The sequence below is a fragment of the Actinoplanes sp. SE50/110 genome, from assembly GCF_900119315.1.
Taxonomy (GTDB): domain Bacteria; phylum Actinomycetota; class Actinomycetes; order Mycobacteriales; family Micromonosporaceae; genus Actinoplanes.
In genome coordinates, this window is the sequence record NZ_LT827010.1 from 331,842 (window position 1) to 356,269 (window position 24,428).

The following is a 24,428-nucleotide window of genomic DNA, read 5'->3' on the forward strand; positions in this document are numbered from 1 at the left end:
CAGCGAGTGAGGACAGCATGACTGCGGCCAAAGAAGCCAGCGTCGGCGGGCCCGACGAGACCGTTCTGTTCGGTGAGCTCGCGGACGCCCTGCGACGGGTCCGGCGCGGTGATCTCAAGGTCCGCCTGCCCCGCCGCGGTGGTGCCGCCGGGGCCGTGGCGGAGGCCTTCAACGAGGTCGTCTCGCTGCAGGAACGGCAGAATCTGGACCTCCGGCGGATCAGCCGGATCGTCGGCCGCGACGGCCGGCTGACCGAGCGCCTGGACGAGGAGGGGCTGGACGGCTCCTGGGCCGACAGCGTGCGCTCGGTGAACTCGCTGATCGACGATCTGGGCCGGCCCACCACCGAGATCTCCCGGGTGGTCGGCGCGGTGGCCGAGGGTGACCTCTCCCAGCACATGGCGCTGGAAATGGACGGCCGGCCGCTGCGCGGTGAATTCCTGCGGATCGGCCGGACGGTGAACACGATGGTCGACCAGCTGTCGTCGTTCGCCGACGAGGTGACCCGGGTGGCCCGCGAGGTGGGCACCGAGGGTGAGCTGGGCGGTCAGGCCGACGTCCGCGGGGTGGCCGGCACCTGGAAGGACCTCACCGACTCGGTGAACCTGATGGCCTCCAACCTGACCCACCAGGTGCGCTCGATCTCCCAGGTGGCCACCGCGATGGCCCGCGGCGACCTGTCGCAGAAGATCACCGTGTCGGCCCGCGGCGAGGTCGCCGAACTCGCCGACACGATGAACGGGCTGACCGACACGCTGCGGCTGTTCGCCGAGCAGGTCACCCGGGTGGCCCGCGAGGTGGGCACCGAGGGCAAGCTGGGCGGCCAGGCCGAGGTGCCGAACGTGGCCGGCACCTGGAAGGACCTCACCGACTCGGTGAACTCGATGGCGTCGAACCTGACGAGTCAGGTGCGCAACATCGCGCAGGTCTCCACCGCGGTCGCCAAGGGCGACCTGTCGCAGAAGATCACGGTGGCCGCTCAGGGTGAGATCCTGGAGCTCAAGGACACCGTCAACACCATGGTCGACCAGCTCTCGTCGTTCGCCGACGAGGTGACGCGCGTCGCCCGCGAGGTCGGTACCGAGGGTCGTCTCGGCGGACAGGCACAGGTCAGAGGCGTTTCCGGGACGTGGCGGGACCTCACCGAGAACGTCAACCAGCTCGCCGCGAACCTGACCGCCCAGGTCCGCAACATCTCCCAGGTCTCCACCGCGGTCGCCAAGGGCGACCTGTCGCAGAAGATCACGGTCGACGCCCGGGGCGAGATCGCGGAGCTGAAGAACACCGTGAACACGATGGTCGACCAGCTGTCGTCGTTCGCCGACGAGGTGACCCGGGTGGCCCGCGAGGTCGGTTCCGAGGGCAAGCTCGGCGGACAGGCCCAGGTCAAGGGCGTTTCCGGGACGTGGCGGGACCTCACCGACAACGTCAACTACATGGCGTCGAACCTGACCAGCCAGGTGCGCAACATCGCCTCGGTCACCACGGCCGTGGCCAAGGGCGACCTCGGGCAGAAGATCACGGTCGACGCCCGCGGCGAGATCCTGGAGCTCAAGTCCACTGTCAACACGATGGTCGACCAGCTGTCGTCGTTCGCCGACGAGGTGACCCGGGTGGCCCGCGAGGTGGGCACCGAGGGCAAGCTGGGTGGGCAGGCGCAGGTGCGCGGGGTGGCCGGCACGTGGCGCGACCTGACCGACAACGTCAACTCGATGGCGTCGAACCTGACGAGTCAGGTCCGCAACATCGCGCAGGTCTCCACCGCGGTCGCCAAGGGCGACCTCTCGCAGAAGATCACGGTCGACGCCCAGGGCGAGATCCTGGAGCTGAAGAACACCGTGAACACCATGGTCGACCAGCTGTCGTCGTTCGCCGACGAGGTCACCCGGGTGGCCCGGGAGGTCGGCTCGGAGGGCAAGCTGGGTGGGCAGGCGCAGGTGCGCGGGGTGGCCGGCACGTGGCGCGACCTGACCGACAACGTCAACTACATGGCGTCGAACCTGACCGCCCAGGTGCGCAACATCGCCTCGGTCACCACGGCCGTGGCCAAGGGCGACCTCGGGCAGAAGATCACGGTCGACGCCCGCGGCGAGATCCTGGAGCTGAAGAACACCGTCAACACCATGGTCGACCAGCTGTCGTCGTTCGCCGACGAGGTCACGCGTGTCGCCCGGGAGGTCGGCTCGGAGGGCAAGCTCGGCGGACAGGCCCAGGTCAAGGGCGTTTCCGGGACGTGGCGGGACCTCACCGACAACGTCAACCAGCTCGCCTCGACCCTGACCATCCAGCTGCGCGCGATCGCCGAGGTGTCCACCGCGGTGACCCGGGGCGACCTGACGCAGAGCGTGGCGGTCGAGGCGCAGGGCGAGGTCGCCGAGCTCAAGGACAACATCAACCAGATGATCGTGACGCTCCGCGACACCACGAAGACGAACGCGGAGCAGGGCTGGCTCGACTCGAACCTGGCCCGCATCGGTGGCCTGTTGCAGGGCCAGCGGGACGTCGGCGAGGTCTGTCGCATGATCATGACCGAGGTGACGCCGCTGGTGGACGCGCAGCTCGGCGCATTCTTCCTGGTCGACAACGAGGAGGCGGTGATCCGGCTGCGGCTGGCCGCGTCGTACGGCTATGTCGCTCGTGATCATGAAGTGACCTTCGGCCCCGGTGAGGGCCTGGTCGGGCAGGCCGCGGTCTCGCGCCGCACGATCCGGGTCCGGGCCACCCACGACGGCATCCTGACCATGCGCTCCGGGCTGCTCGCCATGCCGCCGAACGACCTGGTGGTGCTGCCGGTGCTGTTCGAGGGCGAGATGCTCGGGGTGATCGAGTTCGCCTCGGTGGCCGCCTTCTCCGGACTCCACCTGACCTTCCTGGAGCGGCTGGTCGCCACGATCGGGGTGGCGCTCAACACGATCCAGGCCAACCGGCGTACCGAGGAGTTGCTCAGCCAGTCGCAGCGTCTGGCCCGGGAGATGCAGGACCAGTCGGCCGAGCTGCAGCGCACCAACGCCGAGCTGGAGGACAAGGCCAAGCTGCTGAGCGACCAGAAGGCCAACATCGAGCTGAAGAACCGGGAGATCGAGCTGGCCCGGCTCGGCCTGGAGGAGAAGGCGCAGCAGCTGTCCCGGGCCAACACGTACAAGTCCGAGTTCCTCGCCAACATGAGCCACGAGCTGCGTACGCCGCTGAACTCGCTGTTGTTGCTGGCCCGCCTGCTGGCCGACAACACCGAGCGGAACCTGACCGGCAAGCAGATCGAGTTCGCCCGGACCATCCACAGCGCCGGCTCCGACCTGCTCTCGCTGATCGACGACATCCTCGACCTGTCGAAGATCGAGGCCGGCCGGATGGACGTCGAACCGGACGTGGTCGACTTCGACGGCATCCGCAGCTACGTCGAGCAGGCGTTCGTGCCCCAGGCCGAGGAGAAGGGCCTGCGGCTGGAGGTGGAGCTGGCACCGGACCTGCCCGACTCGATCGTCACCGACCCGCAGCGACTCCAGCAGATCCTGCGCAACCTGCTCTCCAACGCGGTGAAGTTCACCGACAACGGCTCGGTGACGCTGCGCATCTTCGCCCCGTCCCCGGAGAGCGACGACGTGCCGGCGCTGGTCTCGGCGCGACAGGTGGTCGCGTTCGCGGTGCGGGACACCGGGATCGGCATCTCGGACGAGAAACTGGCGATCATCTTCGAGCCGTTCCAGCAGGCCGACGGCACCACCACCCGCAAGTACGGCGGCACCGGCCTGGGCCTGTCGATCAGCCGGGAGTTCGCGGCGCTGCTCGGCGGCACCATCGCGGTCCGTTCGGTGCCGGGCGAGGGGTCGACCTTCACGCTCTACATGCCGGAGGCGCTGACCCCGGACACGATCCCGATGCCGGCCCTGCCCGCGGCCACGACCAAGGCGGTCGCGGCACGGCCGGCCACGTCGCTCGACCTGCCGCTGGAGATGGCGCCGCTGGGCGCGCCGCGGCAGGAGGAGCCGGCCGCGGTGCACCCGGCCGGCCGGCAGCTGGACGGCGCCACCGTGCTGATCGTCGACGACGACGTGCGCAACGTGTTCGCCCTGACCAGCGCCCTGGAGATGCACGGGCTGCACGTCCTGTACTCGGACAACGGGGTGGACGGGGTGCGGATCCTGAACGAGCATCCGGAGGTGGACATCGTGCTGATGGACGCGATGATGCCCGACCAGGACGGGTATGAGACCACTCGGGGAATCCGGCGCAATCAGCGTTTCCGGGATCTACCGGTAGTGTTCCTGACGGCGAAGGCGATGCCCGGTGACCGGGAGTCGGCTCTCGCCGCGGGAGCCAGCGACTACATCACCAAGCCGGTCGACCTGGACGAGCTGATCGCCCTGATGGCTCGCTGGGTGAACGCCGAGGAGTCCGCCGAGCCGGAGAACGGCTGACGGTGGGGAGGGACGAGGTGAGCACGCGTGGGTGAGCGCGCCAAAGCACTGCTGGTCGACGACCGGAAGGACAACCTGCTGGCCCTGGAGGCCATCCTGCAGGGCCTCCCGGTGACCGCTGTCGCCGTGGAGAGCGGTGAGGCGGCCCTCAAGCAGCTGCTCACCGACGACTTCGCGGTGATCCTGCTGGACGCGCACATGCCCAACATGGACGGCTTCGAGACGGCCAGCCACATCAAGCGGCGGGAACGGACCCGGCACGTGCCGATCCTCTTCCTGACCGCGGCCGACCGGGACGCCCAGCTCGCCCTGCGTGGTTACGCGGTGGGTGCGGTGGATTACCTGACCAAGCCGTTCGACCCGTGGGTGCTTCGTGCCAAGGTGTCCGTCTTCGTCGAGCTCTGGACGAAAAATCAGCAGCTCAAGGCGCAGGCCGAGGCGACCAAGGAGCGGGACGCGCAGTGGCTGCGGCTGACCGAGACGGTCGACGAGGCGGCGCGCGTGCTCCGGGCCGGCGGCGACGACGCCGCGACCGAGGCGCTGGCTCTGCTGGAGAAGGCGCGCTGGGGAAGCTGATGTTCATGTGACCTGGGTCACTGGGAGCAACGAAGTTGATCGCCCGCACCACAAGCGGTCGAAGCCTCGTCCCCCAGAAGCTTAGGAGCAACATGCGGCACGCACACCCCGACGACGCCCAGGCCGCGCGCCGTCGTCGTCGCCGGATCATCACCGGAGTCGGCGCGGCCGGCGCCGCCGGTGCGGTCACCGCGCTCGTGGCGGTCCTCGTCCCCAACGCCTCGGCCAGCACGATGTTCAGCGACGACTTCGAGAACGGCGTGAGCGCCTGGTCCAAATCCGGCGGCGACTGGTCGGTCGTGACGGACGGATCCAAGGCGTACCGGCAATCCAAAGCGGACAGTCAGTTGGCGCGGGTCCTCGCCGGGGAGACCACCTGGACCGACTATTCGGTCTCGGCCAAGGTCAAGGGCATCAGCCTGGGCAGCGGCGGCCTCGCCGGAGTCGCGGCCCGGGTCAGCAGCTCCTCGACGATGTACCGGCTGGTGCTGACCGGTGCCGGCAGGGCCGAGCTGCAGGCCGCCAAGGGCAGCGTGGTGTCGGTGCTCGCGTCGGCCGCGGTCAGCGGCGTGACGACCTGGCACACCCTGCGGATCGACGCCTCGGGCAGCGCGGTGAAGGGCTTCGTGGACGGCGCCGCGATCGGCGGCGGGACCGGGACGCTGTCCGCCAAGGGGCGGATCGGCCTGGTCACCAGCAGGGGATCGGCGGACTTCGACGACGTGGCGGTGGGCCCGGCCGGCGCCGCGACCGGTTCCCCGGCGACCAGCGCCACCCCCACCAGGACCGCGACCGGGACACCCACCAAGACCGCGACCGCGGCGCCGACGAAGAGCGCGACGCCGACGAAGAGCGCGACCACCGCTCCGGCCGCGTCGACCACCTGGCCGACCCCGACCGGGCAGAAGGCCGTGACCAGCACCATCAAGGTGACCAGCAGTCTCGACGGCGGCAACGTCCGCTTCTTCGGCAGCGGCGCGCTGGGCACCGACTCGCAGTCCGAGGACCAGGGCCCGCTGTTCGAGCTCGCCGACGGCGCGAGCCTGTCGAACGTGATCCTCGGTGACCCGGCCGCCGACGGCGTGCACTGCCTCGGCTCCTGCACGCTGACCAACGTCTGGTGGGAGAACGTCGGCGAGGACGCGGCCACCTTCAAGGGCGGCACCTCGGCGGTCTACACGGTCAACGGCGGCGGGGCCAGGGGCGCCGACGACAAGGTCTTCCAGCACAACGGCGGCGGCACGCTGACCATCAAGAACTTCCAGGTCAGCGACTACGGCAAGCTGTACCGCTCGTGCGGCAACTGCAAGACTCAGGTCAAGCGCTCGGTGATCGTGCAGAACGTGATCGCCACCGGCAAGGCCAAGGCGCTGGTCGGCATCAACTCGAACTTCGGTGACACCGCGACGCTGTCGAACATCACCGTGGTGGGCTTTCCCGGCCTGAAGGTCTGCGACAAGTTCAAGGGCAACAGCACCGGCGCCGAGCCGACCGAGGCCGGGTCCGGCGCGGACGGCCTCAACTGCAAGTTCTCGGATTCCGACATCACCTTCAAGTGATGCGCGACGCCGCCTACCACGCGTTCTTCGAGCGCCACTACGACTCGTTGTCCCGGCTGGCGTACCTGATGATCGGGGACGCGTCGGCCGCCGACGACCTGGCGGCGGACACGCTGACCGAGGTGTGGCGGCACTGGGAACGCGTGCAGGCGGCGGACGACCCGGCAGCGTACGCCCACGGGATCCTGATGAACCTGGCCCGTAACTGGATCCGTCGACGCAGCCGGGAGCGCCTCTTCTCGCTGGAGGTGCTCAAGCGGGCGCCGGAGTCGGACGTGCCGGCGGTGCTCGACGTGCGCCGCGCGCTGGCCCGGCTCCCGCACCGGCGGCGGGCCTGCGTGGTGCTGCGGTACGCGTTCGACATGTCCGAGCGTGAGGTCGCCGCGACCCTCGGGATCTCCGAGGGCACGGTGAAGAGCGCCACCTCGCGGGGCGCGAAACAACTGGCCGAGATGCTCGGCGGAAGTCTGGCCCGGATCGGCGGATGGGAGGCGGCGCGGTGACACTCACCGAGGATGAGCTGCGCGCGGTCCTGCGCGCCCAGGTGAGGGCCCATCGGCCGGACCGGGCCGCGATCCTGGACCGGGTCACCGGGACGGCCACGCGGGACCGGGCGGCCCGGCGGCGGGCGCCCCGGGTCCGGATCGCGGGGGCGACCGCCGCGGTGGCGGCCGTCATCGGGGGCGGCGGATTCGCCCAGTGGGCACTGGCCGGTGGAACGGGACCCGACCGGCCCGCTCCACCGCCGCCCTCCAGCTTCCCGACGGTGCCGCCGAGCAGCCCGCCGCCGCGACCGTCCCACCAGCCCGGCCGGCCCGCCTCCGCGGCTCCGGCCGCGACCCCGGTCCTGCGGGCCGCCGGCACCGTCGAGGTGGGCGGCAGGACCCGGGCCAGCGGTGTGGTGACGATCCGGGCGACCGGGCGGCTGACCGCGCTGCGGGTGACCATCCGGGTGGCGAAGACCCCGGGCCTGGTCGCCCGGGACGGCAGCCAGCAGGTGCCGGGTGCGAGCGTGACCAGCGACGTCACCGAGGAGGCGGGTGCGGTGGTCTACCACTTCACGCTCTCGTCCAAGGACACGCTGGGGCCGGGGACCTATACCTTCTTCGCCCGGTACACCTTTCCGGCGGGTGGCCGTGACGCCGGCGCCGACACCTATTCCGCGGACGCGACCGGCGGATCAGGGACCTCGGTGAGGGTCAGCGGCACCTTCGGCTGACGGTTGTCCACAGGCGACGCCATCGGCGCGCCGGGCATCTCCCGGGTGTGACAGCATCGCTGATGGGCCCTCCGCCGCCGGCGGGCCGGCTGTCAGGAGGTGCTGATCATGAGGGCGGACCGCAGGCCGGTGATGTCCAGCACCCGCATCAGGAAATCGCCCACGTTGGCCAGCGCCAGCACGGTCTGGTTGTGCTGCGCCTTGCGGCTGAGCACGACCAGCGTGCCGAGGCCCTGTGAGTCGCAGAACGTGACGCCCGCCATGTCCAGCACGATGCGCCCGGGCGGCTCGGCGGCCAGCACCTCGTTGACGAGAGCGGCCAGCTCGGTGACCGTGAGCACGTCGATTTCCCCCGCGAGCTGGATCGAGACCTCGTCGGGGGCCCGATGAACCGTGATGGACAGCTCGGGACGCTCCACGCCGGTCAGCCTATCCTCTTAGACGCGAATCGGCCCGTCCGGCGCGGGCGAACCGGGCTCTTCCGGACATCCTCCGGTGATGTGAACAACCCTCTCACCATCGGCGTCCGTGCCCGCTGACAGAATGGGAACCGCTGTGACCACGACATATCCCACCGCGGATCTTCCGTATCCGGAGGACGCCCCGGTCTCCCAGGCCCTGTTCGACCGCGCCCGGACCATCATTCCCGGCGGGGTCAATTCACCTGTGCGTGCGTTCCGCGCCGTCGGCGGCACGCCCCGATTCATGGCCTCGGGCAGCGGCCCCTGGCTGACCGACGTCGACGGCCGGCGCTACGTCGACCTGGTCTGCTCGTGGGGCCCGCTGATCCACGGCCACGCCCACCCCGAGATCGTCGCGGCGGTCCAGCGGGCGGCCGCGCTCGGCACCAGCTTCGGCACCCCCACCGGGGGCGAGGTCGACCTGGCCGAGGAGATCGTCCGGCGCACCGCGATCGACGAGGTGCGGCTGGTCAACTCCGGCACCGAGGCCACCATGACGGCGATCCGGCTGGCCCGCGGCTACACCGGCCGGTCGAAAGTGGTGAAGTTCGCCGGTTGCTACCACGGCCACGTGGACGCGCTGCTGGCCGCCGCCGGGTCCGGGGTGGCCACGCTCGGCCTGCCCGACTCGCCCGGGGTGACCGGCGCGGCCGCGGCCGAGACCATCGTCCTGCCGTACAACGACATCGACGCGGTCACCGCGGCCTTCGCCCAGGACGGCGGCGAGATCGCGGCGATCATCACCGAGGCCGCCCCGGGCAACATGGGTGTGGTGGTCCCGCGGGACGGCTTCAACCAGAAACTGGCCGAGATCGCCCACGCGAACGGCGCGCTGCTGATCGTCGACGAGGTGATGACCGGTTTCCGGGTCTCCGCCGGTGGCTGGACCGGGCTGCACCCGGTCGACGCCGACCTGTTCACCTTCGGCAAGGTGATGGGTGGCGGGCTGCCCGCGGCGGCGTTCGGCGGGCGGCGCGAGATCATGTCCCGGCTCGCCCCGGCCGGCCCGGTCTACCAGGCCGGCACGCTCTCCGGGAACCCGTTGGCCTGCGCGGCCGGCCTGGCCTCGCTGCGACTGGCCGACGCCGACGTCTACAAGCGGCTCGACGAGCTGGCCACGACGATCGGGCAGCTCGCGTCCACGGCGCTGAGCGCGGCCGGGGTGGCGCACCGGTTGTCGTACGCGGGAAACATGTTCTCGATCTTCTTCACCGAGACCGAGGTCGTCGACTACGACACGGCGCGGACGCAGGACGCCGCGGCGTTCAAGGCGTTCTTCCACACCATGCTGGCGCGCGGGGTCTACCTGCCGCCGAGCGCCTTCGAGTCGTGGTTCGTCTCGACCGCGATCGACGACGCGGCACTGGAGCAGATCGCGACCGCGCTGCCGCACGCCGCGCGCGCCGCAGCGGGGAGCCCGAGTTGAGCGAGTCGACCAGGACGACCGTGCACGTGTTCCGGCACGGCGAGGTCTTCAACCCCACCAAGATCTTGTACGGCCGGCTGCCCGACTTCCATCTCTCCGAGCTGGGCCATCAGATGGCGAAGGCGGCCGCCCAGGCACTCTCCGGCCGCGATGTGACGCACGTGGTGGCCAGCCCGCTGGAGCGCGCGCAGGAGACCGCCGCGCCGATCTCCGCCGAGTTCAAGCTGGAGACGGCGAGCGACGTACGGCTGATCGAGAGCGCCAACTTCTTCGAGGGCAAGCGGGTCTCGGTCGGCGACGGCGCGTTCAGCAACCCGCGCCACTGGTGGGTGCTGCGCGACCCGATCACCCCGTCCTGGGGCGAGCCGTATCTGGAGATCGCCAAGCGGATGTTCGAGGCGCTGCAGGCGGCCCGGGTCGCCGCCGAGGGCCACGAGGCCGTCTGCGTCTCCCACCAGCTGCCGATCTGGACCCTCCGGCGGTACGTCGAGGGCAAGCGCCTGTGGCACGACCCGCGCAAGCGGCAGTGCGGCCTGGCGAGCCTGACCTCGTTCCGCTTCGAGGGGGCCAAGGTGGTCGGCATCGACTACACCGAGCCGGCCGCGCACCTGGTCGCCCTCTCCGCCACGGCCAAGACCGCCAAGGGAGCCTGAGATGCGCCGCCTTCTCGCCGCCGCCCTGGCCGCCACCGCCGCTGCCGGCGCCCTGGCCGGCTGCGGCAGCGGGAAGAACTGGGCACAGGACTGCACCACCACGAACGGTGTGGTGGAGTGCGACACCGCGCACCGGCCGCAGGTCGGTGATGTCTCCGGCGAGTTGCTCGACGGCGGTGCCTACAACGTGGCCGACGACCGCGGCAAGGTCGTCGTGGTCAACTTCTGGGGCTCCTGGTGCGCGCCGTGCCGGGCCGAGGCCGCTGACCTGGAAAAAACGTACCAGGCGACGAAGGCCAGGAACGTCACGTTCCTCGGGATCAACTCGCGGGACGACCGGGATTCGGCCAAGGCGTTCGAGAAGGGCCGGGTTACCTACCCGAGCATCTACGACTACGAGGGCTCGGTCGCGCTGAAGTTCGACGTGACCCAGACCAGCACCCCGGCCACCCTGATTCTGGACCGGCAGGGCCGGATCGCGGCGGCCATCCGGCGCTCCACCACCGCCGGCGAGCTGCAGCCGCTGGTGGAGCGGGTGGCGGCGGAGGGGAACGGCTGATGGGCTCGGCCTTCAGTGATGCGGCGGCCAGCGGCCCGCTGGTGCTGGCGATCGGTGCGGCCGCGGTCGCCGGCCTGGTCAGCATCCTCTCGCCGTGCGTGCTGCCGCTGGTTCCGGGTTATCTCTCCTACGTGACCGGCCTGGCCGGTTCGGACCTCGAGGTGGCCACCGGCGCGGCCACCGCCACCAAGACCCGGACCGTGGCGCTCAAGGGCCGGGTGCTGGCCGGCAGCGGTCTGTTCGTGCTCGGTTTCGCCACCGTCTTCACGCTGCTCGCCTCGCTGGTGGCGAACATCGGCATCGCCCTGAAGACCCACGAGCAGACGCTCAACCTCGTGCTCGGCGTGCTGGTGATCCTGCTCGGGCTGGGCTATCTCGGGGTGATCCCCGGCCTGCAGCGCGAGGCTCGGGTCAGCAAGCTCCCGGCCGCCGGGCTGATCGGCGCCCCGATCTTCGGCGCCATCTTCGCCCTCTCCTGGCTGCCCTGCGTCGGCCCGACCCTGGGCGCGGTGCTGGCGCTGGCCACCACGAGCGGGCAGACCGACCGCGCGGTGATCCTGGCACTCGCGTACAGCCTCGGGCTGGGTCTGCCGTTCGTGCTGTTCGGGCTCTTCTTCCGCAAACTGCTCGGCGTTTTCCAGGCGATCCGCCGGAACAGCCGGTGGGTCACCAGGATCGGCGGCGTGCTGCTCATCGCGGTCGGCGTGACCCTGGTCAGCGGTCAGTGGAACCACTTCCTGATCTGGCTGCTGACCACCTTCGACTTCGGCGGAGGGACGCTGCTGTGACGGTCCTGGAGGAACGCCCGGAGGCCGGTGAGGTGCCGCCGCCGCGCCGGGTGAACCCGGTGTGGGCGCTGCTGCGCAACTCCTGGCGGCAGCTGACCAGCATGCGTACCGCGCTGGTCCTGCTGTTCCTGCTGGCCGTCGCGGCGATCCCGGGGTCGTACTTCCCGCAGACCTCGGTCAACCGGGAGCGGGTGTCGCAGTATTACACCGCGCACCCGCAGCTGGCACCCTGGATCGACCGGTTCGGCGGGTTCGACGTGTTCGCGTCGGCCTGGTTCGCGGCGATCTACCTGCTGCTGTTCACCTCGCTGATCGGGTGCGTGCTGCCCCGGCTGCGCGACCACGCGCGCGCCCTGCGGACCGTGCCGCCGGAGGCCCCGCGCCGGCTGGAGCGGCTCCCGCAGCACACCCCGGCCCGGCCGCACGCCGCGGCGCCGGCCGAGGCCGCCGCCGAGCTGTCCCGGACGCTGCGCCGCAAGCTGTACCGCACCCGGGTGCGCGAGCTGCCGGACGGCGGGTTCGCGGTCTCCGGCGAGAAGGGTTACCTCAAGGAGACCGGCAACCTGCTGTTCCACTTCGCCCTGCTGTCCGTGCTGATCGGGGTCGGTTTCGGCCACTGGTACGGCTGGCACGGCAACCGGCTGCTGGTGGCCGGCGAGGACCAGGGCTTCTGCGACTCGATCACGCAGTACGACGACTCGGCGCTCGGCCCCCGGGTCACCGCGGCCGACCTGCCGCAGTTCTGCCTGCGGATGACCCGGTTCAACGCCACCTACCAGAGCACCGGGCAGCCGAAGTCGTTCCTGGCCACGGTCGAGGTCAAGGAGGGCTCGGGGGCGTACCGGCCGGCCACCTTCACGGTCAACGACCCGCTCCGGCTGCACCACGCCAACGTGCACCTGATCGGTCAGGGGTACGCGCCGGTGCTGCGCTACACCGACCGGTACGGCGTCAGCCAGACCAAGGTCGTGCCGTTCCTGCCGACCGACGCGATGCAGACCAGCGAGGGCGTCGCCCAGTTCCCGGACGTCAACATCGACCCGAAGACCAACCAGCGCGACGAGCAGCTGCAGGTCGGGTTCGAGGGCGTCTACCTGCCGACCGGCGGCACCGACGGCAGCGCCGTCTCGAAGTACCCGGCGGAGAACAGCCCGGTGCTGTTCCTCGCGGCCTACCGCGGCAACCTGGGGCTCGACGTCGGCAAACCCGGCTCGGTCTACGCCCTGGACCGCGGCCAGATCACCAACGGCGAACTGAAGAAGGTCAGCGGCGACCGCCCGCACACCCTGCACCCGGGCGAGACCTGGACCCTGGACGACGGCACCAGGCTGGAGTTCCTCGGCACCCGGCAGTTCGCCACGCTCGCCATCCGATACGACCCGACCCAGTCGCTGCTGCTGGTCGGCGCGGTGCTCGGGCTGATCGGACTGATGCTCTCGCTCTTCGTGCACCGGCGCCGCGTCTGGTTCCGCGTGCTCCCAGCTATCGATCAGGAAGCCGGCGGTAGCGTGGTCGAAGCCGGTGGCCTGCCGCGCACCGACTATCCGGGGTTCGAGGCCGAATTCGCCGCGCTGACCCGGCCCGCCGAGGAAGGAACGCCCTGATGGGACAGCTGTCCAACCAGCTGATGGCGCTGACCGTGCTGGCCTACCTGACCGCCATGGTCTGCTACGCCGGGGAGTACGCGTTCGGCAGGCGCAGCCTGATCGGCAAGGCGGCCGCGCGACCGGCCCGGCAGCTGGTCGGCGCGGGCGCCGCGGCCCCGGTCGCCGCCGATGTGCCGCCGGTCGTCGCGACGCCGGTGCGGCGTGACCGCGGCGAGCTCTCCGGGCGGATCGGCGCGGCCGTCAACGTGCTCGCCCTGGTCCTGCACGCGGCCACGCTGGTCGCCCGCGGCATCGCGGCCGACCGCATGCCGTGGGGCAACATGTACGAGTACATCCTCTCCGCGACCTTCGTCGGGTCGACGGTCTGGGTCGGCGTGCTGCTGCGCCGCCCGGCCCTGCGGCACCTCGGCCTGTTCGCCTCGCTGGCCCTGGTGGTGCTGCTCGGCGCGGCCGACATGGTGGCCTACACCCCGCCCGCGCCGCTGGTCCCGGCCCTGCACTCGTACTGGTTCTTCGTGCACGTCACGACGATCATCATCTCCTCGGGAATCTTCCTGATCGGTGCCGTCCCGGCCGCCATGTTCCTGGTCAAGAACGGTTACGACGAGGGCAGCCGGCGCTTCCCGTACACGCTCGGCAAGCGCGTCCCCACCTCGGCGGTCGCCCTGGAGCGGCTCACCTTCCGGCTGCACGCGTTCGCCTTCCCGCTGTTCACCTTCGGCGCGCTGATCGCCGGCCCGCTGTGGGCCGAGGCGTCCTGGGGACGGTACTGGGGGTGGGACCCGAAGGAGGTCTGGGCGTTCATCTCCTGGGTGGTCTACGCGGCCTACCTGCACGCCCGGGCCACCCCGAGCGTCAAGCGGACCTGGGCGACCTGGATCGCGATCCTCGGCTTCGTGACGATGCTGATGAACCTGTTCGGCGTCAACCTGTTCTTCGAGGGCCTGCACAGCTACGCCAACGCGCGCTAGCAGTCGCCGGCGTCCCAGGTGTCGAAGCGGGTCACCCAGTTCAGGCAGTAACCGCCGCTGGTCTGCTGCAGGCCGGGGGCGACACCGGTGAGGGTGCCGACGTCCTCGCGCCAGAACCGCGGCGGACCGCCGCCGGCCGGGCGCAACTGCACGTTGTCCACCTTCACCGGGGGGACGTCGACCCGGCCCGGCTTGGTGTCGTCGACGTGGACCTCGACGTACTGCTCGACGAAGGCACTGCCGCCGATCGGCAGCTTCTGCGCGGTCAGCAGGTTCCACCGGTTGCTCCACCACAGCCAGGCCTGCCAGACCCCGTCCGAGTCGGTGTGCAGGTCCAGCCAGACCGTGTCGCCGGGCTTCACCGGATACTGGTCGTAGAACTGCCACGCCTTGGTGTTGGTGTTGTAGGTGTAGATGTGCGGGCGTCCCGCCGACGCCCACCCGGTCTCCGACCACCCGGCCTCCAGCCAGGCGATGTTCCCCTTGCCCAGGTCCCGTTTCACCATGAAGCGGGAGGCGATGAAGTCGTAGGTGCCGGGCCGGATCGTCGTGTCCACCACACCGAAGCGGCCGGACACGCCGCTCCACTCGGCACTGGTCGCCGCACCGAGGTGGTGGTAGCCGCTCGGGGTGAACCCGGGCGGCTTGCTCACGCGTACGGCCGATTCGAGAACGTTGGCCCGGCAGGCGCCCGGTGCCGAGCGGGAGGCCGGCGCCGAAGGCGGCCGGGTCGAGGGCGGACCGGCCACGCCGCAGACCGGCAGCCGGCCCGGACGCGCGGAATTCGCCGGGCTGGCCACCGCGAGCGCGGCCACCAGCCCGGCCAGCGCGCACCAGCGCGCCACCCTGCGGAGCGTCACGACCCCTCAACGCGAATCGCAGATCACGAGTGACGGCCCCCGGGAGCCGGCGGCGCGAAGCGGTGCCAGACTGGTGCGCATGGCGTCTCGTGGGTTTCCCTATGCCGATCTGCAGAGTTTCCTGGCCGCCCTGGAAAAGGCCGGTGAGCTGCGGCGGGTCACCGTCCCGGTGGACCCGACACTGGAGATCAGCGAGGTGGTGACCCGCACCGTCCGGTCGAACGGTCCGGCACTTGTGTTCGAACGGCCGACCCGGGGCGAGATGCCGATCGCGATCAACCTGTTCGGCACCGAGAAGCGGATGGCGATGGCGCTGGGCGTCGAATCGCTCGACGAGATCGGCGACCGGATCGGCGCGCTGATCAAGCCGGAGCTGCCGGTCGGCTGGTCCGGGATCCGCGAGGGCATGGGCAAGGTGCTGCAGCTCAAGTCGCTGCCGCCGCGCAAGGTCAAGACCGCTCCGTGCCAGGAGGTGGTGCTCAAGGGCGACGAGGTCGACCTCGGGAAACTGCCCGGCCTGCAGGTCTGGCCCGGCGATGGCGGGATCTTCCACAACTTCGGGCTGACCCACACCAAGCACCCGGAGACCGGCAAGCGCAACCTGGGGCTGTACCGGCTGCAGCAGCACTCGAAGAACACGCTCGGCATGCACTGGCAGATCCACAAGGATTCGACCGCGCACCACGCGGTCGCCGAGCGGCTCGGGCAGCGCCTGCCGGTGGCCGTGGCGATCGGCGCCGACCCGGTGGTCTGCTACGCGGCCAGCGCCCCGCTGCCCGGCGACATCGACGAGTACATGTTCGCCGGTTTCCTGCGCGGCGAGCGGGTCGAGATGGTCGACTGCGTCACCGTGCCGCTGCAGGTCCCGGCGAACGCGCAGGTGATCCTGGAGGGGTACCTGGAGCCGGGGGAGCGGCTGCCGGAGGGCCCGTTCGGCGACCACACCGGCTACTACACCCCGGTCGAGCCGTTCCCGGTGCTGCACATCGAGTGCATGACGATGCGCAGGAAGCCGATCTACCACTCGATCGTCACCTCCCAGCCGCCGCAGGAGGACCACGGGCTGGGCAAGGCCACCGAGCGGATCTTCCTGCCGCTGACCAAGCTGCTGATCCCGGACATCGTCGACTACGACATGCCGGCCGCCGGCGTCTTCCACAACTGTCTGATCGTGTCGATCCGCAAGCGCTACCCGAAGCACGCACAGAAGGTGATGAACGCCGTCTGGGGCGCCCACCTGATGTCGCTGACCAAGCTGATCGTGGTGGTCGACGAGGACTGCGACGTGCACGATTACGCCGAGGTGGCGTTCCGGGCGTTCGGCAACGTCGACTACGCGCGCGACCTGCTGCTCACCGAGGGGCCGGTGGATCACCTGGACCACGCGTCCTACCAGCAGTTCTGGGGTGGCAAGGCAGGCGTTGACGCCACCCGTAAGCTGCCGGCCGAGGGCTACGGCCGCGGCTGGCCGGAGGAGATGGTGATGAGTCCCGAGGTGACCAGCCTGGTGGACAAGCGCTGGAAGGAATACGGGATATGACGGCCGTCGCACCGGAGAAACCCGGCAAGGTCAAGGCGTTTCTGCGGTTGGTGATGATCGAGCACTCGGTGTTCGCGCTGCCGTTCGCCTACCTGTCGGCGCTGGTCGCGATCGACCGGGACGGGACCGGGCGGCACTGGCTCGACCTGGTGCTGGTCACCGTCGCCATGGTGTCCGGGCGGACGTTCGCGATGGCCGCCAACCGGATCCTGGACCGCAGGATCGACGCGCTGAATCCGCGTACGCAGAATCGGGAGCTGGTGACCGGCGCGGTGAGCGTCCGGACCGCCTGGACCGGCGCGATCGTCTCGCTGGTCGTCCTGATCCTGGCCGCGGGCCTGCTCAACCCGCTGTGCCTGGTCCTGTCGCCGCTCGCGGTGATCCCTCTGGTGATCTACCCGTACGCCAAGCGGTTCACCGACTTCCCGCACTACGTGCTGGCGCTGGCCCAGGCGGTGGCCCCGGTCGGTGCCTGGCTGGCGATCACCGGCACCTTCCACGGTTCCGGCCCGGCCTGGGTGCTCGGGGTCGCGGTCGGCCTGTGGATCGGCGGCTTCGACATCATCTACGCCTGCCAGGACGTCGAGGTGGACCGGCGGATCGGGGTGCACTCCACGCCGGCCCGGTTCGGGGTGCCGGTCGCGCTGCACATCTCCACGGTCACGCACGTGGTCACGTTCGCGCTGTTCGTGCTCTTCGGCCAGCTCGTCGGACTGGGCTGGCTGTGGTGGATCGGGCTGGCGCTGACCGCGGGTGGCCTGATCTACCAGCACGTGGTGGTGACCCCGACCGACCTGTCCAAGGTCAACCGGGCGTTCTTCACCGCGAACGGGTTCATCGGCATCGCACTGTTCGTCTTCGCGGTGCTCGACCTGGCCGTCCTGTAACACTGGGAAGATGCGACAACCCTGGATCGTCGGTGTCTCCGGAGCCTCAGGCACCCCGTACGCGCGGGCGGTGCTCACCGCGCTGCTCGACGCCGGCGAGGCGGTCGACCTGGTCGTCTCCCGGGCGGCCCGGCTCACCCTGCTCGACGAGACCGGGGCGACGATCCGGGATGCGCACTGGAAGGACGACGTCGCCGCGTGGCTCGGCCGGGACCTGGGTGACCTGACCTACTGGCCGGCCGGTGACCTGGCGGCCGGCCCGAGCAGCGGGTCGTATCCGGCGCGCGGGATGGCCGTGGTGCCGGCCAGCACGGCAGCGTGCGCCGGCATCGCCGTCGGTCTCTCCAAGGATCTGTTGCAGCGCGCCGCCGAGGTCAATCTCAAGGAACGGCGACGGACAGTCATCGTGCCGCGGGAGACCCCGGTGACGCGCAGTCACCTGGAGCACCTGATCGCTCTGCACGATGCCGGTGCGGTGGTGCTGCCGGCCAGCCCCGGTTTCTACGGGTCCGGTGCAGACGCCACCGCACAGCAACTCATCGACTTCATTGCGGGTAAGGTGCTGGACTCGCTGGGTGTGGAACACACCCTGATGCGGCGATGGAACGGGCGACTCGGCGAGCGCTGATCTCAGCGCAGGCCGTTCGGCGGGCCGTAACCCGCACCCGGGTTGGCCGGGCCGCTGTTCCGCGGCTTGTTGGCCGCGTCGTCCTCGCGCATCTCCTCGATCACGCCGTCGCCCTCAAGAAGGGCCTTGACTTCGGATTCGCGGAATCGGCGGTGTCCACCCGGAGTACGGATGCTGCCGATACGGCCGGCTGCGGCCCAGCGCGTGACCGTTTTCGGATCGACGCGAAACAATGCGGCCACCTCGCCCGGTGTCAGCAGACGGTCTCCAGTGTCCACAACCCCCTCCTCGGTTCTGTTTTCTGGAGCGGCCGGTGGTCACACTGAGTGTCGGCATGCTCGATCGGGACGTAAAGCCATTAGAGCACCGCCCCTGAACCAAGTCCGTGAAATGCGGAAAAAGCCCCGATTGCGACAACGATCATTATCCTGCCCCCCATTCGCCGCTACCGGGCGTGAGTGCCGCCGGGCCACCCGATTAGGGTTTCAGGCATGGACTCCATCGACCTCCGGCTGATCGACCTGCTACGGGAGAACGCTCGCTCGTCGTACGCCGAGCTGGCCCGCAAGGTCGGGCTCTCCGCCCCCGCGGTGCACGAGCGGGTCGGTAAGCTCGAGGCGGCCGGCACCATCCGCGGCTACCGCGCCGACGTCGACCACGAGGCGGTCGGGCTCGGCGTCACCGCGCTGATCGGCATCGTCGAGGACTCCGGCGCCGACACCGACGACGTGCTCGCCGCGGTGCGCGCCATGCCCGAGGTGGAGAGCTGCTATTTCATGGCCGGTGTGGAGTCGTATCAACTGATCGTCCGGGTCGGCACGATCGCCGAGCTGGAGCAGCTGATCGTCCGGATCAACCGGACGCCAGGGGTGGCCTCGACCCGTACGGCCATCGCACTTTCCACGAAATGGGAGAACCGGCCGCAGCCCGGCGTAGGCTGAGTCTCGCAGTTCGGTGAATATTGACGCGCCGTGATTGAATCCGCGCGTGGAAGAAGCTTCGCATCCGGTGGCGCCACCGCTGGAAAGCCCGGCGGTGGCGCCGTTCGGGTCGCTGGACGGCCCCGTGCTCGGGCCGTGGGAGGGCCCGGCGCTCGCGCCCACGAGGCAGCGCCGGACGGCTTTTCTGGCCGCGGTGACCGCCGTCGTCCTCGCGGTCGCCGCTGCGGGCGCCGTGCTCCTCTGGCCGTCCTCCGACAAGCCGGCGAAAGCCACCGCCACCACGAGACCGAGCCGCCCCCCGACGCCGTTCGAGGAGGCGCTGGCGCTGCTGCAGGGGCAGGCGACAGCCCTGGAGAGGGGCGACCAGGAAGGCTGGCTCGCCCCGCTCAACCCGGCGAACACCAGGATGGTCGATCGTTACCGGACCATCTTCACCAACCTGCGGGCTCTGGAGCTCAGCCACGCGGAGTTCCACGCCACCCGGGTCCCGGACCAGGGCAACGACTCGACGATCGTCGCCGAGGTGCAGCTCGCCTATTGTCTCAGTGGCGTCGCCTGCCCCAGCTGGCGCAAATTCTCCTTCACCGAGGGGCCGCCCGAGGCCGCGTACCGGGTGACCTTCACCAGGGTCGCCGGGGTGTTCCAGATCGTCGCGATGACCGAGAAGATCGCCTCCGAGGACAACGACCTGCAGCCGGCGCCGTGGGACGGACGGGAGCTGACCGTGGTGAAGGGCTCGCGGGTGATCGTGGCCGGCCCCGCCAATCAAGCCAAGCTGATCAGCCAGGTGCTGCCGATGGCGGAGAAGGCCGCCAAGGTCGTCGACAGGTACGCCGGCTACATCCACACCGAGCAGCGGCGCTACCGCATCTACATCGCCGATGAGCAGGGCTGGAAGACCTGGTACGGGGGCGGCAACCAGAAGTGGGTGGTGGGCTACGAGATTCCGCTGAACGCCACCGGCGGCGACGTCATCCTGCGAGCCAAGGTCTCCGGCGACTTCAGCGCGCTCGCGGTCACCATCCAGCACGAGCTCACCCACGTGGTGACCGTCGCGGAGGGCTACCACGGCGATCATGACGAGCAGTGGCTGGTCGAGGGGATCGCCGAGTACATCGGCGCGCTGCCGAAGAAGCCCCAGGACACGATCAATCACCTGGTGTTGAAGGACTCGTTCGCCCGGCGCGGGGTGCCGAAGAGCATCGCCTACCCGGCGCTGGCCCGCAACGCCGACGACCTGACCGTCGACACCCTGTACGCGATGGGCCACTATGCCACCGCGTGCATGGCCGCCCAGTACGGCGAGCCGAAGCTGCTGCAGTTCACCAGCCAGGTGCTGCGCGACGGGAAGGCGCCGGACGAGGCTGCACAGGCCACCTACGGCAAACCGTTCGCGGCGGTGGACAAGGCCTGCCTCAGCTGGATCCGCGAGCGGGTGTGACGACCCGCCGGGCCAGTCCCGGATAGTCGGTGACGAAACCGTCGTCGTCGACGGTCAGGTCGGCGCTGAACGTCTCGCTCGCGAACCGGATCCGGCCCTCGCCCAGCGGCGTGTAGATCTGGTCCGCCTGCACCACTTCCAGGCTGGGCACGAGCACCCACGCGACACTCAGCCGGTGGGAGACGCTTTCCCCGCTGAGCAGGCCCAGCCGGCGGATCGGCAGCGTGTTGGTCAGCGGGGAACCACCCAGGTCGGCGTCGAACGCGCCGTACAGCAGATCCGGGTCCTCGATCCCGGGCAGACCGGCCCGGGCGTGCCCGGCGGCCAGCAGCGCCGCATCCAGATCGCCCTGCTCGGAGGTGGTCACCCGCCACCGCCCGGCGGCCAGCTCCAGACGCACCCCGCGGGCCCAGCCGGCACCCTCGGCGCGCACATCCAGCCGCGCGGTCGCCCAGCCCGGATCGGTCTGGATCTCGTAGTGGCACGCGTAACCGATCGGCGCCGCGGCCAGCGCGGTGCCCTGCGCATACAACCCGTTCCGGGCGTCGAGGCGCACATGCTCGCTACCGGGGACATCCCGGCGTTCCCAGAACAACCCTGTGGAAAGAACGCCCATACCGGCAAGTTACCCGGCATTCGAAACGATTGCGGTGGTACGCGTGAGCCAGCCCTGTGGATGACCCTGTGGAAAAGCCCCGGCTCGCGCCGGGGCTTCACCTGGATTCGATCAGTGGCTGCGGGCCGGGCGGGACGAGTTGAAACGTCCCGGGCCACCCTCGCGCCGGTCGATGCGCTGCCCGTCGCGGCGCTGGCCGGACGGACGGTCACCGGTGCGGGCCGGACGGTCGGCGAAGTGCCGGTCGGTGCGCTCCCCGAACGGGCGGTCGGCGCGCGGCCGGTCCCGGTCGTTGAAGCCACCGCGGTCGGCGGCGGGCCGGTCGGTCCGGTCGCCGAAACCGCCACGCTCACGGTTCGGACGGTCGCCGCGGTAGCCGCCGTCAGCCGGACGGTCGCCGCGGTAGCCACCCTCGGCCGGGCGGTCGCCGCGGTAGCCGCCGTCAGCCGGACGGTCGCCCCGGTAGCCGCCGCCGGTCGGGCGGTCGCCGCGGTAGCCGCCGCCGGCCGGCCGGTCGCCGAAGCGGTCGTTCCGGTCGCCGTAGGACCGCTGCGGACGGTCGCCGTAGCGCGGACGGTCACCCCGGTCGCCACCGCCGAAGCGACGGCCGCCACCGGACCGCTCACGCCGCGGCTCCGGCTCCTCCACCACCGGGACACCACTCGGCTCCTGAGCGCCGGTGATGGCGGCCAGCTTCTCGTCGCCGATCCGCACCCGCACCTCGGCCGGGGACACGCCTGCCTTGGCCATCATCTGCTGGGTGGTCCGGCGCTGCTTGGGCAGCACCAGGGTGACCACCGCGCCGGACTCGCCGGCCCGCGCCGTGCGACCGGCCCGGTGCAGGTAGTCCTTCGGGTCCTTCGGCGGGTCCACGTGCACGACCAGGGAAACCCCGTCGACGTGGATGCCCCGGGCCGCGACGTCCGTGGCGACCAGCACGTTCGTCCGGCCCTCCTTGAACTCGGCCAGGGTCCGGGTGCGCACCCGCTGCGTCTTGCCGCCGTGCAGGGCGCCGGCCCGCACGCCGACCGCGTGCAGCTGCTCGACCAGCCGGTCCACGCCCATCTGGGTGCGGGCGAAGACGATGGTCTTGCCGGCCCGGTTCGCGATCCACGAGGTGATCGGGAACTTCTCGGCCGGCGGGATCAGCAGCAGGTGGTGATCCATGGTGGACACGCTGGCCTCGGCCGGCGCGGTCGAGTGGGTCACCGGGTCGTGCATGAACCGCTGCACCAGCGCGTCCACGTCACCGTCCAGAGTGGCCGAGAAGAGCAGGCGCTGCGCGTTCTCCGGCGTCTTCGACAGCAGGTCGGTGACCTCGGGCAGGAAGCCCATGTCGGCCATCTGGTCGGCCTCGTCCAGAACGGTGATCTCGACGTCGTCGAGCTTGCAGGCGCCGCGCTCGATCAGGTCGGCGAGCCGGCCCGGGGTGGCGACGATCACCTCGACGCCGCGGCGCAGGGCGTCCATCTGCCGGTCGTACGGCACGCCGCCGACCGCGGTCTTCAGGAAGACACCGACCGCGCGGCCGACCGGCATCAGCGAGTCGGCGACCTGCATCGCCAGCTCGCGGGTCGGGACCAGGATCAGCGCCTTCGGGTGGTGCGGGCGGGCCTTGCCACCCTGCGCGGTGCGGGCCAGCACCGGAAGGCCGAAGGCCAGCGTCTTGCCGGAGCCGGTCTGGCCACGGCCCAGCACGTCACGGCCGGCGAGCGCGTCCGGCACGGTGGCGGCCTGGATCTCGAACGGGGTGGTGATGCCCTCACGGGTGAGCACCCGCACGATCTCGGCCGGAAGGCCCAGGTCGGCGAAGGTGAGGACGGGCGCCTGCTCGGCGGCGGGCTCCTCGGCCTGCTCGGCTGCCTGCTCCTCGGCGATGGCGGCCGGTTCGGCGGCGGCCTGCTCGGCAGTGGCCGGCTCGGTGGCCTGCTCCTGCTCCGTGGCGGCTGCGGCCTGCTCCTGCTCCGCGGCGGCTGCGGACTGCTCCTGCTCCGCGGCGGGGGCCGTGGCGGTGTCGACGGCTTCGGTGGTCTCGGTGCTGTTGCTCTCGAAAACGGACGGGAACGTGCTGGGATCAGCGAAAGTGGTCAAGAGAACCTCTCTACGGGGGCGCATGCTCGCGAATGGCCCGCCGCGGTGGCCTGTGGAAACCGCCCGCTGAATTGCCCGCAAGAACGCCCGTGGCGCGCACCGGGTGGGCACGCCGCGTCAATAACTGCCATAAGTGTACGGGTGAACGCTCCCGGCCCCGACCGCATTCCCGTCGGGTAGTGGGCAGGCTCACCTCAGAGCACAACCTCGCCAGCTTAGGGCAGCTGCCTCCGGACGGCAAATACCCGTAGGTGCAGGGGTCAGCCGCCGAAGCTCTTGAACATGCCGCTCAGGCTGCTGCCGACGGTCAGCACGAACACCAGGCTGACCGTGACCAGCAGCCCCAGCACGATCAGCATGGCCACGATGACCTTGAAATTGCCGCGCCGCTGGTCGACCTGGGCGTCGTGCCAACCCTGGGCGAGAATGTGCCCGGTCAGCGAACCGGAATTCTCCGACGGGTCGCTGACCGGCATCGTCATGTCGATCGACGGGTAGCCGCCGGTGCTGTAGATCTGACCGCTGCCGCGCTGCGCCGGACCCGGCTGGGTCGGCACGTAATTCACCGGCATGGTGGAGTCGATGTTGGTGGCCATCGCCAGATTCACCGGCATGGTCAGATCGCCGTTCGCTCCGGCAAGGTGCACCGGCATCGTCAGGTCGGCGTTCGCCCCGGCCAGGTTGACCGGCATGGTGAGGTCGGCGTTCGCCCCGGCCAGGTTGACCGGCATGGTGAGGTCGGCGTTCGCCGCGGCCAGGTTGATCGGCATGGTCATGTCACTGGTGCCGGAGGCGGCGAGGTTCACCGGCATGGTCATGTCGCTGCCGGCCGTGGCCAGGTTGATCGGCATGGTCATGTCGGAATTACCGGGGGTGCCGTGGGACATGGGCGGAAGGACTCCCGTCGGGCCGCCGCCCTCCGGCGGCATCGTGTAGGAAGGCAGGCCGTTCCCGATCACCGGGGGCGGCGGGAACACCGGCGCCGGGCCGGGCGGCGCGGGCACCGGACTCGGCCCGGGCGGGCCGGGAACCGGGCTCGGCCCCGGTCCGGGTGGGATCGGGGAGGGGCCGGGACCCGGCGGCACCGGGCCGGGAGCCGGCACCGGCGGCACCGGCGAGGGGCCGGGACCGGGCGGAACGGGGCTCGGGGGATAGGGATCCGGCAGCAGCGGGCCGGGCCGGGTGGGCGC

22 protein-coding genes are annotated in these 24,428 nt (G+C 70.5%); 16 read left to right on the forward strand and 6 right to left on the reverse strand.

Annotation, left to right across the window (positions count from 1 at the left end):
• Window positions 1–17 precede the first annotated feature (17 nt).
• The 5 genes from ACSP50_RS01465 to ACSP50_RS01485 all read left to right on the forward strand — a co-directional run bounded on the left by ACSP50_RS01465 (window position 18) and on the right by ACSP50_RS01485 (window position 7,769).
• The gene (locus ACSP50_RS01465) at window positions 18–4,415 is read left to right on the forward strand and encodes a HAMP domain-containing protein (protein WP_014687374.1); all 4,398 of its coding nucleotides are present in this window, start codon (window positions 18–20) and stop codon (window positions 4,413–4,415) included.
• 27 nt (window positions 4,416–4,442) lie between these two features.
• Window positions 4,443–4,991 (forward strand): two-component system response regulator, encoded by a 549-nt coding sequence (locus tag ACSP50_RS01470; protein WP_014687375.1) that lies wholly within the window; start codon window positions 4,443–4,445, stop codon window positions 4,989–4,991.
• A 92-nt stretch (window positions 4,992–5,083) separates the two neighbouring features.
• Window positions 5,084–6,550 carry a pectate lyase gene (locus ACSP50_RS01475; RefSeq protein WP_014687376.1) on the forward strand — a complete coding sequence of 489 codons (1,467 nt, stop codon included), beginning with the start codon at window positions 5,084–5,086 and terminating at the stop codon, window positions 6,548–6,550.
• A complete protein-coding gene (locus tag ACSP50_RS01480) occupies window positions 6,550–7,053 on the forward strand; it encodes a SigE family RNA polymerase sigma factor (protein ID WP_014687377.1) in 504 nt (167 codons plus the stop codon). Before ACSP50_RS01475 ends, ACSP50_RS01480 begins: the two co-directional genes overlap by 1 nt.
• On the forward strand, window positions 7,050–7,769 hold the full coding sequence (locus ACSP50_RS01485) for a hypothetical protein (protein WP_014687378.1): 720 nt from the start codon (window positions 7,050–7,052) through the stop codon (window positions 7,767–7,769). Before ACSP50_RS01480 ends, ACSP50_RS01485 begins: the two co-directional genes overlap by 4 nt.
• Before the next feature lie 92 nt (window positions 7,770–7,861).
• Here the strand turns inward: ACSP50_RS01485 and ACSP50_RS01490 are convergent, their stop codons facing one another.
• Window positions 7,862–8,188, reverse strand: a complete 327-nt coding sequence (locus ACSP50_RS01490) for an STAS domain-containing protein (RefSeq protein ID WP_014687379.1) — start codon at window positions 8,186–8,188, stop codon at window positions 7,862–7,864.
• 124 nt (window positions 8,189–8,312) lie between these two features.
• Between ACSP50_RS01490 and hemL the strand changes: the two genes are divergently transcribed.
• From hemL to ccsB, 6 genes are read left to right on the forward strand one after another with little or no spacing between them, the layout of a single operon-like run.
• Entirely contained in the window at window positions 8,313–9,656 is a 1,344-nt protein-coding gene (hemL, locus tag ACSP50_RS01495; RefSeq protein ID WP_014687380.1) for a glutamate-1-semialdehyde 2,1-aminomutase, read from the forward strand.
• Entirely contained in the window at window positions 9,653–10,309 is a 657-nt protein-coding gene (locus ACSP50_RS01500; protein ID WP_043510659.1) for a histidine phosphatase family protein, read from the forward strand. The genes hemL and ACSP50_RS01500 overlap by 4 nt, the downstream gene beginning before the upstream one ends.
• Before the next feature lies 1 nt (window position 10,310).
• On the forward strand, window positions 10,311–10,868 hold the full coding sequence (locus ACSP50_RS01505; RefSeq protein WP_014687382.1) for a TlpA disulfide reductase family protein: 558 nt from the start codon (window positions 10,311–10,313) through the stop codon (window positions 10,866–10,868).
• Complete coding sequence (locus ACSP50_RS01510) at window positions 10,868–11,656, forward strand: cytochrome c biogenesis CcdA family protein (RefSeq protein WP_014687383.1); 789 nt, start codon at window positions 10,868–10,870, stop codon at window positions 11,654–11,656. The genes ACSP50_RS01505 and ACSP50_RS01510 overlap by 1 nt, the downstream gene beginning before the upstream one ends.
• Window positions 11,653–13,260, forward strand: a complete 1,608-nt coding sequence (locus ACSP50_RS01515) for a cytochrome c biogenesis protein ResB (RefSeq protein WP_014687384.1) — start codon at window positions 11,653–11,655, stop codon at window positions 13,258–13,260. The genes ACSP50_RS01510 and ACSP50_RS01515 overlap by 4 nt, the downstream gene beginning before the upstream one ends.
• Window positions 13,260–14,234, forward strand: a complete 975-nt coding sequence (ccsB, locus tag ACSP50_RS01520) for a c-type cytochrome biogenesis protein CcsB (RefSeq protein ID WP_014687385.1) — start codon at window positions 13,260–13,262, stop codon at window positions 14,232–14,234. Before ACSP50_RS01515 ends, ccsB begins: the two co-directional genes overlap by 1 nt.
• Here ccsB and ACSP50_RS01525 read toward each other — a convergent pair.
• Window positions 14,231–15,094 (reverse strand): hypothetical protein, encoded by an 864-nt coding sequence (locus ACSP50_RS01525; RefSeq protein ID WP_231956837.1) that lies wholly within the window; start codon window positions 15,092–15,094, stop codon window positions 14,231–14,233. The two genes, ccsB and ACSP50_RS01525, sit on opposite strands and share 4 nt — an antisense overlap.
• A gap of 79 nt (window positions 15,095–15,173) precedes the next feature.
• Between ACSP50_RS01525 and ACSP50_RS01530 the strand changes: the two genes are divergently transcribed.
• Genes ACSP50_RS01530 through ACSP50_RS01540 form a run of 3 tightly spaced genes read left to right on the forward strand, consistent with a single transcriptional unit; the run spans window position 15,174 to window position 18,149 of the window.
• Window positions 15,174–16,634: a menaquinone biosynthesis decarboxylase gene (locus ACSP50_RS01530; RefSeq protein ID WP_043513337.1), complete on the forward strand. Its 1,461-nt coding sequence runs from the start codon at window positions 15,174–15,176 to the stop codon at window positions 16,632–16,634.
• Window positions 16,631–17,521, forward strand: coding sequence for a menaquinone biosynthesis prenyltransferase MqnP (gene mqnP / locus ACSP50_RS01535; protein ID WP_014687388.1), 891 nt, complete (start codon window positions 16,631–16,633; stop codon window positions 17,519–17,521). The genes ACSP50_RS01530 and mqnP overlap by 4 nt, the downstream gene beginning before the upstream one ends.
• A gap of 10 nt (window positions 17,522–17,531) precedes the next feature.
• Window positions 17,532–18,149, forward strand: coding sequence for a UbiX family flavin prenyltransferase (locus ACSP50_RS01540; protein ID WP_014687389.1), 618 nt, complete (start codon window positions 17,532–17,534; stop codon window positions 18,147–18,149).
• Window positions 18,150–18,151: 2 nt separating this feature from the next.
• On the opposite strand, the gene ACSP50_RS01545 is transcribed toward ACSP50_RS01540, so the two are convergent.
• Window positions 18,152–18,427 carry a BldC family transcriptional regulator gene (locus ACSP50_RS01545; protein ID WP_014687390.1) on the reverse strand — a complete coding sequence of 92 codons (276 nt, stop codon included), beginning with the start codon at window positions 18,425–18,427 and terminating at the stop codon, window positions 18,152–18,154.
• Window positions 18,428–18,640: 213 nt separating this feature from the next.
• Here ACSP50_RS01545 and ACSP50_RS01550 point away from each other — a divergent pair, with 213 nt between their 5' ends.
• The gene (locus ACSP50_RS01550) at window positions 18,641–19,090 is read left to right on the forward strand and encodes an Lrp/AsnC family transcriptional regulator (protein WP_014687391.1); all 450 of its coding nucleotides are present in this window, start codon (window positions 18,641–18,643) and stop codon (window positions 19,088–19,090) included.
• A 46-nt stretch (window positions 19,091–19,136) separates the two neighbouring features.
• The gene (locus ACSP50_RS01555; RefSeq protein WP_155123423.1) at window positions 19,137–20,531 is read left to right on the forward strand and encodes a hypothetical protein; all 1,395 of its coding nucleotides are present in this window, start codon (window positions 19,137–19,139) and stop codon (window positions 20,529–20,531) included.
• Here the strand turns inward: ACSP50_RS01555 and ACSP50_RS01560 are convergent.
• The 3 genes from ACSP50_RS01560 to ACSP50_RS01570 all read right to left on the reverse strand — a co-directional run bounded on the left by ACSP50_RS01560 (window position 20,506) and on the right by ACSP50_RS01570 (window position 24,095).
• A complete protein-coding gene (locus ACSP50_RS01560) occupies window positions 20,506–21,147 on the reverse strand; it encodes a putative glycolipid-binding domain-containing protein (protein ID WP_014687393.1) in 642 nt (213 codons plus the stop codon). The genes ACSP50_RS01555 and ACSP50_RS01560 overlap by 26 nt on opposite strands.
• Window positions 21,148–21,258: 111 nt before the next feature.
• Window positions 21,259–23,238 carry a DEAD/DEAH box helicase gene (locus ACSP50_RS01565; protein WP_014687394.1) on the reverse strand — a complete coding sequence of 660 codons (1,980 nt, stop codon included), beginning with the start codon at window positions 23,236–23,238 and terminating at the stop codon, window positions 21,259–21,261.
• 260 nt (window positions 23,239–23,498) lie between these two features.
• Window positions 23,499–24,095, reverse strand: coding sequence for a hypothetical protein (locus ACSP50_RS01570; RefSeq protein WP_080127697.1), 597 nt, complete (start codon window positions 24,093–24,095; stop codon window positions 23,499–23,501).
• Window positions 24,096–24,428 lie beyond the last annotated feature (333 nt).